This window comes from Paenibacillus phytohabitans, assembly GCF_013141775.1.
GTDB lineage: Bacteria > Bacillota > Bacilli > Paenibacillales > Paenibacillaceae > Paenibacillus_AQ > Paenibacillus_AQ phytohabitans.
The window spans coordinates 15,652-29,230 of record NZ_WHOB01000030.1 but is presented as its reverse complement, the minus strand read 5'-3'; the positions used below and the strand labels follow the sequence as shown (position 1 = coordinate 29,230).

The 13,579-nt window shown below is 50.2% G+C and carries 12 protein-coding genes; all 12 read right to left on the bottom strand.

Going from position 1 to position 13,579, the window contains the following annotated elements:
- Positions 1-168: 168 nt before the first annotated feature.
- Positions 169-2,001, bottom strand: coding sequence for a glutamine--fructose-6-phosphate transaminase (isomerizing) (glmS, locus tag GC101_RS12460; RefSeq protein WP_171717539.1), 1,833 nt, complete (start codon positions 1,999-2,001; stop codon positions 169-171).
- A gap of 747 nt (positions 2,002-2,748) precedes the next feature.
- A complete protein-coding gene (gene glmM / locus GC101_RS12455; protein ID WP_171717538.1) occupies positions 2,749-4,089 on the bottom strand; it encodes a phosphoglucosamine mutase in 1,341 nt (446 codons plus the stop codon).
- A gap of 110 nt (positions 4,090-4,199) precedes the next feature.
- On the bottom strand, positions 4,200-5,648 hold the full coding sequence (locus GC101_RS12450) for a CdaR family protein (protein WP_171717537.1): 1,449 nt from the start codon (positions 5,646-5,648) through the stop codon (positions 4,200-4,202).
- Positions 5,641-6,471: a diadenylate cyclase CdaA gene (cdaA, locus tag GC101_RS12445; RefSeq protein WP_039294234.1), complete on the bottom strand. Its 831-nt coding sequence runs from the start codon at positions 6,469-6,471 to the stop codon at positions 5,641-5,643. The genes GC101_RS12450 and cdaA overlap by 8 nt, the downstream gene beginning before the upstream one ends.
- Positions 6,472-6,682: 211 nt before the next feature.
- Positions 6,683-7,297, bottom strand: a complete 615-nt coding sequence (locus GC101_RS12440) for a zf-HC2 domain-containing protein (RefSeq protein ID WP_076247115.1) — start codon at positions 7,295-7,297, stop codon at positions 6,683-6,685.
- A gap of 124 nt (positions 7,298-7,421) precedes the next feature.
- Positions 7,422-7,988, bottom strand: coding sequence for an RNA polymerase sigma factor SigW (sigW, locus tag GC101_RS12435; protein WP_039294228.1), 567 nt, complete (start codon positions 7,986-7,988; stop codon positions 7,422-7,424).
- 625 nt (positions 7,989-8,613) lie between these two features.
- Positions 8,614-11,406 (bottom strand): phosphoenolpyruvate carboxylase, encoded by a 2,793-nt coding sequence (gene ppc, locus GC101_RS12430; RefSeq protein ID WP_171717536.1) that lies wholly within the window; start codon positions 11,404-11,406, stop codon positions 8,614-8,616.
- 288 nt (positions 11,407-11,694) lie between these two features.
- A complete protein-coding gene (locus GC101_RS12425; RefSeq protein WP_171717535.1) occupies positions 11,695-11,976 on the bottom strand; it encodes a holin in 282 nt (93 codons plus the stop codon).
- On the bottom strand, positions 11,973-12,683 hold the full coding sequence (locus GC101_RS12420; RefSeq protein WP_171717534.1) for a M15 family metallopeptidase: 711 nt from the start codon (positions 12,681-12,683) through the stop codon (positions 11,973-11,975). Before GC101_RS12420 ends, GC101_RS12425 begins: the two co-directional genes overlap by 4 nt.
- Positions 12,655-13,047, bottom strand: coding sequence for a hypothetical protein (locus GC101_RS12415; protein ID WP_171717533.1), 393 nt, complete (start codon positions 13,045-13,047; stop codon positions 12,655-12,657). Before GC101_RS12415 ends, GC101_RS12420 begins: the two co-directional genes overlap by 29 nt.
- A complete protein-coding gene (locus GC101_RS12410; protein WP_216626581.1) occupies positions 13,034-13,255 on the bottom strand; it encodes a hypothetical protein in 222 nt (73 codons plus the stop codon). The genes GC101_RS12415 and GC101_RS12410 overlap by 14 nt, the downstream gene beginning before the upstream one ends.
- The gene (locus tag GC101_RS12405) at positions 13,233-13,547 is read right to left on the bottom strand and encodes a hypothetical protein (protein ID WP_171717532.1); all 315 of its coding nucleotides are present in this window, start codon (positions 13,545-13,547) and stop codon (positions 13,233-13,235) included. The genes GC101_RS12410 and GC101_RS12405 overlap by 23 nt, the downstream gene beginning before the upstream one ends.
- Positions 13,548-13,579 lie beyond the last annotated feature (32 nt).

The following is a 13,579-nucleotide window of genomic DNA, read 5'->3' as shown; positions in this document are numbered from 1 at the left end:
AACAATATTAATTGTTTAATAATTTGGGTTTGTCCTCCATCAAAAAAAAGCCGTCCTGAGATTTCAGGACGGCGCATGATGTCTGGCTTGTTGTCTGAAATTTTACATCAGACAATTCATAACTCTAAAGTATCCAAAGTCTTGGACACATGTTCAGTAACAATACCCTTACTCCACAGTAACACTCTTAGCCAAGTTTCTTGGCTTATCCACATCATGACCCAGAGCCAACGACGCGTAGTAAGCCAGCAACTGCAGCGACACTACAGACAAAGTAGCGGTCAGCAGCGGCAGAGTCTGAGGAATCACGAACACCTGGTCAACAGATCTGAGCAGGTCATTTTTGTGTTCTTCATGAGTGATCGCCAGGACATGTGCGCCGCGGGCTTTCACTTCTTTGATGTTGCTGACGGTCTTCTCAAGCACGGATTCCTGGGTTGCCAGGGCAATGACAGGAACGCCTTCTTCGATCAGCGCCAGTGTACCATGCTTCAGTTCACCCGCAGCATAAGCTTCGGAGTGAATATAAGAGATCTCTTTCAGCTTCAGCGATCCTTCCTGGGCTACTGCGTAATCTACGCCACGGCCGATGAAGAAGAGGTGCTTATGCTCAGCGATTTGTTCAGCATAGGCTTTGATCGCATCTTTCTGGGCCAGGATTACTTCTACTTGCTCAGGCAGGGACTGCATAGCTGCGAGAATCTTAGCCACTTCTGGTTCAGACTGCGTGCCGCGTACTTCAGCCAGGTACAGACCCAGCAACGTGAATGCGATCAGCTGGGAAGTGTAAGCTTTGGTCGATGCTACAGCGATTTCCGGACCAGCCAGTGTTACCAGTACACTGTTGGCTTCCCGGGCAATGGAACTGCCTACTACGTTAGTTATTGCCAGAACATGGGCTCCGTTGGCTTGACCTTCGCGAAGAGCAGCCAGTGTATCTGCAGTTTCACCGGATTGGCTGACTACGATAACCAGTGTCTCCGGAGTCACGATCGGCGCACGGTAACGGTATTCTGAAGCAATGTCATTCTCTACCGGAATGCGCACCAGAGACTCAATCAGGTTACGTCCTACGAGACCAGCATTATAAGCAGTACCGCAAGCTACGATCTGAATGTTGCGGATGTTCTTGATTTGTTCTTCTGTCAGGTTAAGCTCAGGCAGAATGACTTTGTTGCCTGCAGCATTCATGCGTCCGCGCATGGTATCGCGGTAAGCCTTTGGCTGCTCGTGGATTTCTTTCAGCATGAAGTGCTCATAACCGCCTTTTTCTGCGGTAACAGCATCCCAATCGACAGTAATCATTTCCCGAGAAATAAAGTTGCCTTCAATCGTCATTAATTCGACAGCATCCCGTGTCAATACAGCCATTTCGCCGTCGTTCAGAATATATACGTTGCGGGTGTATTCCAGCAATGCAGGAATATCAGACCCGATAAAGTTTTCGCCTTCTCCAAGACCGATAATAAGCGGGCTGGCCTGACGTACTGCTACCAGTTTATCCGGTTCGTATTCAGTCAGAACACCCAGTGCGAACGCTCCGCGCATGTAAGTAATCGCTTTTTGCACAGCCTTCACGATATCCCCATTGTATTCACGCGCAATCAGATGGGAGATAACTTCGGTATCTGTTTCGGAAGAGAAATTAGCTCCTCCGGCAATCAGTTCTTCCTTGAGATCCAGATAGTTCTCAACAATCCCGTTATGAACTACGGAGAATTTGTGGGTGTTATCTGTGTGCGGATGAGAGTTCTCATCGGATGGCTTGCCGTGTGTAGCCCAGCGGGTGTGGCCAATTCCTGCGCTTCCTGTCAGCGGAGTTGCTTCGAGACGGGATTCCAGGTTCGCCATACGGCCCTGTGCCTTTACAACCTGCAGACCTTCCTTGGTAAATACGGCAATACCTGCGGAATCATACCCGCGATACTCCAGCTTCTTCAAACCCTCGACCAAGATCCCCTGCGAATTCTGATTACCAATATATCCTACAATACCACACATTATATTTTCCTCCGTCCAATTTTTCGTAGTAAGGGCGGCCATGAGGAAAGAAACGTGCCGTACGGCATGTTTTGAAGAAAAGCAAATATGTTGTTGTCCGTTACAGCTCAACAAAATAACCTGTCACTTGCATCTATAGTCACAAGTAGAAACGGCTTTGTCGTCCTTTTCAAGGACGGTACCGTTTCAGCGAGAAAGATAAGGGACATTTATAGCGTGAAGCCTATAAATTCTTATCTTTTGAAAATGCACAGTCTTCTCCTCTGCCGTGGCAGAACCATCTGCGTTTCCTGCATATGCGCATACCCATGATTTGTACATTTCAATTGGCACCCACAGGAGCGTTGTGTGAGAGGTCGCCCTCGCATTTTCCGCTTCCATTTACGGCTCTGGTGCATCACCGGGAGGTCCCCGCCGAACATTTCGAACACCTCCACCTCGTCAGCTTACATCTGCCGTGATCCGTTCAGGCCGCTCTGCCCTTAATGGCAGCTTCCGGTCTTCCCTTCTCCCCCGCGCAAGATCAAGCTCTGGCGCTTGCATTGCTTCAACCTTACTATCCCCGCTTTCCTTCTGGAATGACACTTAGTCTATTATATGCACCTTACATCGTTTTGGCAATGATGCGGCAAAGAAAACCTTTTTCATCCATTTCAATTGAAAACATCGTCCACACTAAAGGTTCAGCCGGTGAACGAACATTACTCCTCCGTCCACCGGCTGCCCATTCTTGCCTTATTAGCGTAATTACACCAGCTCGCGCTGAACCACTTCAACAATCTGTCCTACAAAAAGATCAAGCTCGGCCTTATCCGGTCCTTCCGCCATTACACGGATCAGCGGCTCGGTTCCCGAAGGACGCACCAATACACGCCCGTTGTCGCCCAGCTTGCCTTCCACTTCTATGATCGCGGCTTCAATCGCCGGATTGTTCGGATAATTGGTTTTGTCCTGCACACGCACATTTACCAGTACCTGCGGATATTTGGTCATCATGGACTTCAGCGTGCTAAGCTTCTTGCCGGAAGTCTTCATCGTATTGACCAGTTGAATCGCCGTCAGAATCCCGTCACCTGTCGTATTGTAGTCCAGGAAGATTACATGGCCGGATTGTTCTCCGCCCAGGTTATAACCGCCACGGCGCATTTCTTCCATGACATAACGGTCGCCGACAGCAGTCTTCGCTGTATTCAGCGATAATTTCTCTGTAGCTTTGTAGAATCCGATATTGCTCATTACGGTGGATACAATTGTACCATCCTTCAGCTTACCCGCACGGTTCATGGCATCCCCGCAAATGCAGAGGATAAAGTCGCCGTCAACCTCATCGCCGTTCTCATCGATAGCAATCAGGCGGTCGGCATCGCCGTCAAAAGCGAGTCCCAGGTCCGCCCCGTGGCGCAGTACTTCCGCACGCAGGGTCTCCGGATGTGTGGAACCGAATCCGTCATTAATATTAAGCCCGTCCGGCTCTGCACCGATGGAGATTACTTCGGCTCCCAGCTCGCTGAACAGCCGTGGCGCCAGCTCATAAGCCGCGCCGTGCGCACAGTCCAGTACTACCTTAATGCCCTTGAAGTTCTGGTCGATCGTCGTTTTCAGATATTCCAGATACAGATATTTCGCATCATTATCTACCCGAAGCGTTCCGAGACCCGATCCGACCGGACGCGGCAGCTCATCCTGCTCGGCATCCATCAGCTCTTCAATCCGCAGCTCTGTTTCATCAGTCAATTTGAAGCCGTCTCCGCCAAAAAACTTAATCCCGTTATCCTCCACCGGGTTATGCGAAGCTGAAATCATGACACCGGCATCAGCCTTGAGCAATCTTGTAATATAAGCAACCGCAGGTGTAGATACCACACCCAGGCGGATCACATCCGCGCCAATGGACAATAAGCCGGCAACTAGTGCCGATTCCAGGAGCGGACCGGAAATCCGTGTATCCATCCCAATTACGACCTTAGGCTTTTCCACATTTCCTGCCAGTACATATCCCCCGCAGCGTCCAATGCTGTAGGCCATCTCTGCTGTTAATTCACGGTTTGCGACTCCGCGCACGCCATCTGTTCCGAAATACTTACCCATCTTTTTTCTCCTTTTAATACGCTGCTTCAGCTTAATAAATTATAGTATGATTGATTCTTTATTCCGTGTATATGAGATGCATATAAATAGACGTGTTCTTGAACAAAAAGTTACGTTCCACCCGTACTGGCGGCGTTATTGCCGCCTGCTGCCGGTGTAGCCGCGTTCTCTGCAGGAGTGTGTGAAGGAGTCGGGGTCGGCTCTACAGACTCGTCAGTGTGGGTAGGAGACGGCTCTAGGGGCGTCTCCTCAACAGCAGCCGGCTCAGCACTGGGCTCCGTAGTAGGAACCGCCGTGCTGTTGTCAGCTCCGGCAGAAGGCTCCGGTGTAGCTGGAGCGAGCAGTTCTACCTTTACCGTAAGCTGCGGACCGTCATTCTGCAGTGCTATGAACCGGGGAAGGGAGACCTGCAGCGGAATATCATGAATTCCAGCCGTAAGCCCGCCCACATCAGCAACCACACTGACATTATCCTGGTCCAGCTGGTCCAGCAGGGTAGGCGCACCCGATACCGTCAGATCCATGGAAGTGCTCACAGGATCTAATATAAGGGCTGTCAGCCCGTTTCCTACACCCTCCAGCTTAATAGGCACAGCGGAGATCGTCCGCTGGGCGATCTCCGCTGTTGAGACCGATACATTCATGGCCGCAGGCTCGATCTTCCCGGTCCCCTCCGGCGGCTTCAACTCCAGCTTCAGCTGTTCTGTACCGGCAGCCGTAATGGAGCTTAGATTAAGAACCGCCTCATAGGAGGATAGGTTCTGCAAAGTCTCCGCGCTGCCATATACAGTCACCATATCCTGTTCAGGCGTAACCCGGGACAGGACCAGTGAACCGGGCAGACTGCCGGTAAAGCTGATATCCAGCGGCAGTGTTTTGGACGGAAGCGTAATAGGCAGCTCTACACCCACTGTTGAAGGCTCGATCACAGCATCCTTCAGCTCGTTCCCTTCACTGTCATAAGCATAGAGCTTCAGCTTCTTCTCACTGAACGGCTCATTCTCGCCATCCAGCTCAATATTCCCCTGTACCTTCGCAACCCGTCCGAGTTCACTGGCCGGAAGGGTCACCTCTGCCGATAACGGATCAACCACCGGAGTCCCCACTTCATAGCCTGCTGCAGGCTCCCCCGTGATATTCAGGGTAACCGGAAAAGACTTGGTCGTCCGCAGCTCAATATGCACATTCACCTGATTCGGCACCATATCATCCAAGGTTACACCACTCGGCGTCGAATACATTAAGGGAAGCGTATTGTCGCCGGGTTTCACATCACTAAGATCCAGCCACACCCGGTAGGCATCGGAGAACTTGTAGGTAAGATCGGACTTTTTGCCCCTTACCTCCATCCTGACGCTCTCTACATCCTTCGTCAGCACATAGGTGTCACTATCGAAGCCTTCGATCTCCACTTTGACATTCTCGATGGTCTTCGATTCGGTATTAACCGTAGTCTGATTCGCCGGCGCCGTATCTACATGCACAATGGTCCAGAGAATAATACTGAGGGCAAGCGCAAGAATTTTGTTGAAGTTATTATTCTTCATCCATTTATCCATTGTTCTTAGTCCCCCTCCATTTCCAGAAAGCGGAACTTTTATCCTTCAGGAGTGAGCTTGCACTCAGCTCTTGATGCAGCTTCGAGATCAGCGACTCTTCCTTGATATCCCGGACGATTTGTCCGTTAATGGCCAGAGAGATCTGTCCGGTCTCCTCGGAGACGACAACAGATACGGAGTCTGCCACTTCACTAATGCCGATGGCGGCGCGATGCCTTGTTCCGAGCTCCTTGCTGATAAATGGATTCTCTGACAATGGCAGGTAACAGGCGGCTGCAGCAATCTGGCTCCCCTGCATAATCAGCGCCCCGTCGTGCAGCGGTGTATTCGGAATGAATATGTTAATCAGCAGTTCGGAGCTGACCTCAGAACGCATAGCAATACCGGATTCCGTATATTCGTTGAGTCCCGTAGACCGCTCGAAGACGATTAATGCCCCGATTTTGCGCACAGCTAAATAATTCACCGCTTTAATAACTTCACCGATTAATTTACTGATCTCTTCATCATTCTCCGCAGTCCGCCCGAAGAATTTCCCCCGGCCGAGCTGTTCCAGCCCCCTGCGCAGTTCCGGCTGAAAAATAATAAAGATCGCAAATACCCCAAACGTAAACATCTGGTTCATCAGCCATTTGAGCGTGTACAAATCCAACAGGGTACTGCCCCCCCAGATTACAACCAGGACCAGAATCCCCTTCAGGAGCTGAACGGCCCGCGTACCGCGCACCATATTCAGAACTTTGTAGATGATGTAACTGACAATCAGAATATCGATTATATCTTTAATGGACTCTTTCCATGTAAGGTCGGTAAAATAGCTCATTGCCGAAAACCCCCGTCATTTCAAAATTAGCTGGGTTTATGTAAATTGTCTGTTAGCACTTTATCATATCTAGGTTATAACGTTCAGCCTCCGGTTGCAAGTTTAGGGCTGAAGCAAATTGCAAAACTGGTGTTTTCAGGCAACAAAAAAGCGCCATCTTTCCGGAAAAAGAGGCGCAAATGAGTTTTCTGCTACAAGCGACCAACATTAGCTATCGGTAGGCAACTTCAGAGAACATGTTCGTCACTTTATACCAGAGCCAACTTACCGCTTGGTCTATGCTTTTGACTTGCCCGGAAATATGGGCGGTTGAAGCCTGATACAGCGAGCCGTCGATCACCGTCACATTGCCGTTGACTTCCCCGTATACTTGAGTTTTACCGTTCTCCACCGTCAGATCCCCGGAAATGATTTTGCCGGAGGGTACGATAACCGTATCCCCTTTGATAACAACCTGATCGAGGTCAGTCCCTCTGACTACAAGCTGTCTATCCTGATTCCAAAAAGTTACAGAACTCATCAGCATCACGAAGATAAACACAGAGGCTGCCGTAAGCGCCGGATGTCGTTTGATCCAGGTGATAAAAGCTCTTTCCTTCTTGGGTTTCGGTAATGAATTCATAATCCGGCCTACAAGATCCTCCGAGGCAACAGGGGTCTGGTGCATCAGGGAAAACATCAGCATATCGGTCTGTTCCAGTTCCTTGAACTTCGCACGGCAATCCGTACAGGATAGAAGATGCTCCTTCAATTCCCTCTGCTGCAGTTCGGGCAAGTCGTCATCCAGGTAGTCGTGCATCATAGAGACGGCCAGTTTGCATTCCATAGGAGCCAATCCTTTCATGAGTGCTTATTTAATTCTTTCAAGACATAGGAGCAGGACGCATAAGACTTGCTTAACTTACATACGTCACTGCCATGCAGGAGTTTCATAAAAAAATAATCTATTTTTACAATTTAGGGCCTAATTTTTTACGTAAAAACTCACGTCCGCGATGCACACGGGTCTTGATCGTCGTCACAGGCATATCCAGCACATCACTGATCTCCTGAAGCGATAAATCCTGCAGATAGCGCAGTATCATCACCGACCTGTATTTCACAGGCAGGCTGTCAATGGCCTCATAGATGAGGCTCTGTGTCTCCGAGAGCAGCAGTTCCGTCTCCGGTGTCACATTGTCGCTCGGAATCATTGAATACCCGTCAATTCCCTCTTGATCGTTCATCTCGGCATCCAGTGAATACGTCGGCCGCCGCTTGCGCAGCCGGTCAATACAAAGGTTCGTGCCGATACGGTAGATCCATGTTGAGAACTTCTGTTTATCATCATAACGGTCCAAATTCCGGTACACGCGCAAAAAAGTTTCCTGAACAATATCTTCCGCCTCATGGCGGTTATTCAGCATGCGGTAGGCCAGATGATATATTTTGTCTTTATATAGTTCCACAAGCTCGGCAAATGCCCTTTGGTCGCCCTTCAAGGCGAGCTTTGTCAATCTGCCTTCCAGATTCTCCACCTGTTAACTCCCCCAGACTTGCCGCCCTTGGTATCTCAGCTCTTGATCATCCACGGTACAAGCATTTAAATCGTAATTCAAGTTCTTGCAAAAATCAAGGTTTGTATTGTTACCTTATATATATTGTGCTCTGAAAAGCGGACGGGAGGCAGATTAGTCGCGGACTGCGCGAAACATTTGGACTTCCGGTCGCTGTTATTTGCAGATTTCCTGATTGGAACCGCAGTCTGCGGTCGAAATCTGCCAATAAAGGCGAACGCTGCCGCTCCTCCAGTTCCAAATTTCCGCTCCGCCGTCTCCATCAGCCAGTGTGGACCTCTTTTTTGTTGCCCAAAGTATATCTCAGGCAACAATGGGGTAGGGCATGGGTTCGGCCGGGTCTATGACTCCCGGCCTCACTTAGAAAAATAAAAACCCCGTCCATCCTCTGGGTAAGAGGGGGGACGGGGTTTCCTGAAGCGGCTTCGCCGACTTCAGACACAAACAAACCTTTTAAAGCGGCTTCGCCGACTTTGAAGATCAAGAGCAAGATCATCGAAAGAACAAGGTCAAACCCTTTAAAGCAAAGCGGCTTCGCCGACTTTAAGATCAAGATCGGCTAGGTCAAGAGCGGAGAGCAAGGGCATCAGCCGGTATTCCGAAGGCCGGCGGCAATACCGTTGATCGTAAGCAGCACCTCACGCAGCAGCTCAGCGTCATCCCCCTCAGCATCGCGCAGGGCACGAAGCTCGGCAAGGAGCTGGACCTGCAGGTAGCTGAGCGGATCAACATACGGGTTGCGCAGGCGGATCGACTCCTGAATAACTGGAACATTATCCAGAATATCCTGCTGGCCAGTAATCTTCAGGATGAGCTCGGAGGTCAGCTTGAACTCGGCTTCGATCTGGCCGAAGATACGCACACGCGCCTCCTCATTTTTGCCCATTCCGGCATATTCCTTGGCGATTACGAGATCCGCCTTGGCAATAGCCATCTGCAGGGTATCGATCAAGGTCGTGAAGAAAGAGAAGTTGGCATACATATGCTGCATGATCTTCAGGTTCTCTTCTTTATCCTCATAGAAGCTCTGCAGTCCAGTTCCGGCAGCATACCACGCAGGCAGCAGATAACGGCTCTGCGTCCAGGCGAATACCCAAGGGATGGCACGCAGATCCTCGAAGCGTTCACTGTTCTTACGCTTCGAAGGGCGTGAACCTATATTCAGTTCCCCAACCTCCGGCAGCGGGGTTGATTCTTTGAAGTACGTCAGGAAATCCGGATCACGGAAGATCAGATCCTGATATTTGTTCAGGGAGACTTCAGAGATGCGGGCAATAATCTCATCCCACTTCGCTTCATACAGATCCGCCTGCGGCGATCTGGCGTGAATCGCTGCCGTAACCAGAGCAGATGTCGCCTGCTCCAGACTGCGGTAAGCAATGCCTTTCATCGAATACCGGGAAGAGATAACCTCCCCCTGCTCGGTAATCTTAATACCGCCGCCAATGGTGGAAGCCGGCTGGGCCAGAATACTGCGGTTCAGCGGCATACCGCCGCGTCCCAGGGCTCCGCCGCGTCCGTGGAAGAACTTCAGCTTAATGCCGAATTCATCGGCAGTCGCTGTAATCTGCTTCAGGGCAACGCGCAGCTCCCAGTTCGCAGTAACCACACCACCGTCCTTATTACTGTCCGAATAACCAAGCATGATTTCCTGCAGGTCATTCATCGCAGTAACGGCATCGCGGTAGATTGGCATGCTGAGCAGCGTATGCATAATCTGCGGTGCATCATGGAGGTCGTCAATGGTTTCAAACAGCGGCACCGCCTGCAAAGTACAGACAACCGTACCGTCGTTGTCTTTGCGGAACAGGCCCACTTCTTTGGAGAATACCATGACCTCAAGAATATCACTGGCTGCTTCCGCCATACTGATCAGATAGCTTGTGATACACTGCTTGCCGTATTCCTCCTGTGCCTGGAAGATCGTCCGGTATACCGCAAGGCATTCCTCCGTACCTTCACTATAAGACTGGTAAGGGGATGTCAGCGGACGCGGATCATTCAGCAGCTTTTCGAGCAGCTCAATCTTTTGTTTCTCCTCCAGCTTGGAGTAGTCCGGTGTAACATTCATTTTGGCCAGAATCTCCGTCATCGCATTCTCATGTTCCTGGCTATGCTGGCGGACATCCAGGGTCGACGTATGGAAGCCGAACAGCTCCACTTGGCGGATTAGCTTCTTAATGTAGGTGTCTGCTACATAGTCGGCATAGTGATGCCGCAGGCTGCGGTCAATCACGTTCAAATCATCTATAAATTGCTCTGGTGAGGAATAGCGCTCAGGCGTACCTTTTTTCTCATCATCCAGAACATTCTGTGTCTTGGAGATCATATAGCTGAGCTTAATCCGGTAAGGTTCATTATCATTGCGCCAGGCATCAACCCGGTTAAGATTGATAATGTTACGGTCCTTCTCAATGGACTCCAGCAGCTCCGGCGTCACATTGACGATGCTTGTACTAAAGCTCAGGTACTGCATCAATTCGCGCATAATCCGCTGATATTCACGAATGGCCAGCTTGCGCTGCAGACGCAGTGTCTGCAAGGTTACGGCCGCAGTCACCGAAGGGTTCCCGTCACGGTCGCCGCCAATCCATGAACCGAAACGCAGATAGGTCGGAACATGCCAGTTCTGGCCCGGATAATATTTGCTTAGACATCGCTCAAGCTCTTGATACACATCCGGCAGCACTTCAAAAATCGTCTCATGGAAATAATACATGCCATTGCGCACTTCATCGAGCACGGTAGGCTTGCGGTCACGTAACTCATCCGTCTGCCACAGGGTAATTACTTCATTCAGCAGCTTCTCACGGAGTTGTTCGCGTTCGCGGAAAGTCAGAGTCGGATTATCCAGTCCCATGACATCATCGGAGATCCGTTTGTGGATATCGAGAATCGCACGGCGCATGGCTTCCGTAGGGTGAGCCGTCATAACTAGTTCCAGAGACAGGCCGTTCATGATCTCATGAACATCCTCGTGGGAGAAATCCCGCTCGCGGAGCTCCTGAATCGCGCTTTCGATCGACCCTGGCTGTACGGTCTCCCCGGCAGAACGTTCATAATCGCGCTTACGGCGAATCCGGTGATTCTGCTCGGCTATGTTCACCAATTGAAAATAAATGGCGAAAGCCCGTATCACCTGATGCCGGTTCTCCGTATCCAGTGAACTAATTAGCTCTTTAAATTCATTGTGCAGTTCAGGCAAAAACAATGAGCGCAGCGATTTACTGGTTTCACGTATCTTCTCCACGATATCCAGCAGTTCGTTGCCGCCTTGGTGTACCAAGACTTCGCCCAGAATATTCCCCAGGAACCGTACGTCCCGCCGCAGCAGATTATTGGAGTTGCTTTTGCTAACGGTAGTCGTAAGTTCGGTCATGCTGCTCCCCCCATCCTCTTCCGGATCAATGCTCTTAACATTGTCTATTTGAAAGCTTTCCTCATATCATACAATAAAACCGCCCGGAAATCTTCAACTTTATTGCGCGGTAAAGCGATACAGCAATTAAGATTATACACCAATCCAGTTATTTATACAGTCAGAATTAATTATGTATCTCTTCCTATTTATATTGTCTGTTTTATGTAGTGACTATGTAATATTATATGACGTAAAACAGCAAAAAAACCGACTCCGCAGAGCCGGCCGTCAATTATAAGTCACGTTTCATTTCATCGTATTCCCTGAGCGGTTATTGAATGCCAATTCAAATAATCCTGTAGCAGACAGTCCGGCAAGCCCCCCTGCCCAGAGGCGAAGGGTCATACCGAGATCCGTAAAAGGATACGCTGCCGCTCCAACCAGCAGTCCAATTCCTAGTCCTACAAACGGGAGAATGTTACGGGGCAGACGGGTATTATTTTTGATCAGCTGCACCAAGGCCAGGATAATTACAGCCAGGATTGAGGCAAAGGCTAACACGTTGTTAAATAGTTCACTGTTAATCATGAGTTCGCTCCCTTCTGGTGGCTACTTGTAATATCCACTGTTTTTGTGGCCGGATTGTAGCCAACCTGTGCGCCCAGCGCTTCTGCGATCACACGAACGGGAGCATAAGTAACACCATTCTCCATTATTCCTTCTGCAATCCTTACTCCGTTCACTTTTACCGTTGCTGTAATTTCACCCTTCACAGTTTGTTCCTCCTTAAGCTTAATGCGTTCATACACCGCCGCTACTGCCGCCGCAGCAGGCTTCGCTCCTGTCCGAAGTGCTGCCAGCGTCATTCCAAAGCTCAGCTGAAAATGCGGATAATCCTTGAAACTGGTCCAATCCCCGCCCCATTCAAACCCGATCGCCTTAGCCTGCTGCACCACCTCCAGCCAATCAGCCGTGCAGTCATTGTCCCCGTCCCTGTTCATATCCCAAGAAACACTTGAACCATTCGGAAGCAGCAGCGCAAAATCCACCGCCAGTCCATAATTGTGATAGCTGTAGCCGCCGCGAGCATTAGTGACAATCGCCCCCGGCTTGGTTCGTCCCTGGGCGTAGAGCGTATCCTGTTCGGCAGTCGTCCGCAGCCCCTGGGTAATCAGGATGGGAACACCGCAAGCATAGCAGCGTTCAATCAGCGTTGTAGCTGCGGCGAGTACATCGGGATGAAGCCCGGATAGACGGGCAGCGGATTTATTCAGAACCTGAGTTAGAGTCAGCATGCGGATTCCTCCCTTTCCTGATCCCGGACAACACCACGAACAGATCCTGGCGTTTGGTGTACATTAACAGCGTCAGGATGACCAGTCCTACAGTAGTGCCCGTCTGGGCAATGGCCCAGGCCACCGATTGCAGCGAGCTTAGGACAGCGTCCGAACCGGAAGTGCTGCTGAATCTGATCCAGAAGGCAACCGCCATCTTAACGGTATACGCCCCCAGAAAAAAGAATGCTGCCAGCATAAACAGACTGACTACGCGCGCCCGGAGCCTTTTACGGAAATACAAAAAAAGCGCAGCTATCAGCAGCAGCGCACAGATAAAGGATAGGGAATACGCTATTAACAACACAATATCAATGATGCTCATCTTCTGCCCCCCGATCATAGATTAGGAACTCGGCGAACCCGTTATTCCTGATTTCCTCTTGAATTTCTTTAGAGACATTCTTGTACCTTCGGATAGAGAGCGATACTCTCATTCCCGCTTGCGTCAGCTTCCGTTCTCTATCCCGGTGCAGGGGAGATAGTCGCTTGATCCACTCACTCAGCACGTTATCCCCCCCTGTCTTCTTCATTAATATCATCCGAATTCTTGTTGCCCACTGAATGGTCGATCTTCAATCGCTGCAGCACTTCAAGTGTCGGTGCCATGAAGTCGGACCGCTCTTTGTCGAGGATATTCTGCAGCCTGTCCCTGTCTTCCTCGGCACGCTCCAGCAGTTCACGCGGCACCAGATTCCCTTTCACAATCGACCGCAAAAGCACAAGAAAAATCATCAGCAGAATCAAAGCGATGATGTAGGCCAGCCCATACTTATCCGCCAAAGGCAGCAGCTTCTCCAAATTCGCAACATCGTTGCTGTCCATTGCTTCACTCCCTTCTGAGTTGGTAAAAGAAA

Excerpts from the sequence above, each read along its gene's own strand:
- glmS (WP_171717539.1), bottom strand. The coding sequence starts at position 2,001 with ATGTGTGGTATTGTAGGATATATTGGTAATCAGAATTCGCAGGGGATC.
- GC101_RS12410 (WP_216626581.1), bottom strand. The coding sequence starts at position 13,255 with ATGAAGAAGACAGGGGGGGATAACGTGCTGAGTGAGTGGATCAAGCGA.
- GC101_RS12405 (WP_171717532.1), bottom strand. The coding sequence starts at position 13,547 with ATGGACAGCAACGATGTTGCGAATTTGGAGAAGCTGCTGCCTTTGGCG.
- GC101_RS12415 (WP_171717533.1), bottom strand. The coding sequence starts at position 13,047 with ATGAGCATCATTGATATTGTGTTGTTAATAGCGTATTCCCTATCCTTT.
- ppc (WP_171717536.1), bottom strand. The coding sequence starts at position 11,406 with ATGACCGAACTTACGACTACCGTTAGCAAAAGCAACTCCAATAATCTG.
- GC101_RS12420 (WP_171717534.1), bottom strand. The coding sequence starts at position 12,683 with ATGCTGACTCTAACTCAGGTTCTGAATAAATCCGCTGCCCGTCTATCC.
- cdaA (WP_039294234.1), bottom strand. The coding sequence starts at position 6,471 with ATGAGCTATTTTACCGACCTTACATGGAAAGAGTCCATTAAAGATATA.
- GC101_RS12450 (WP_171717537.1), bottom strand. The coding sequence starts at position 5,648 with ATGGATAAATGGATGAAGAATAATAACTTCAACAAAATTCTTGCGCTT.
- GC101_RS12440 (WP_076247115.1), bottom strand. The coding sequence starts at position 7,297 with ATGGAATGCAAACTGGCCGTCTCTATGATGCACGACTACCTGGATGAC.
- GC101_RS12425 (WP_171717535.1), bottom strand. The coding sequence starts at position 11,976 with ATGATTAACAGTGAACTATTTAACAACGTGTTAGCCTTTGCCTCAATC.
- glmM (WP_171717538.1), bottom strand. The coding sequence starts at position 4,089 with ATGGGTAAGTATTTCGGAACAGATGGCGTGCGCGGAGTCGCAAACCGT.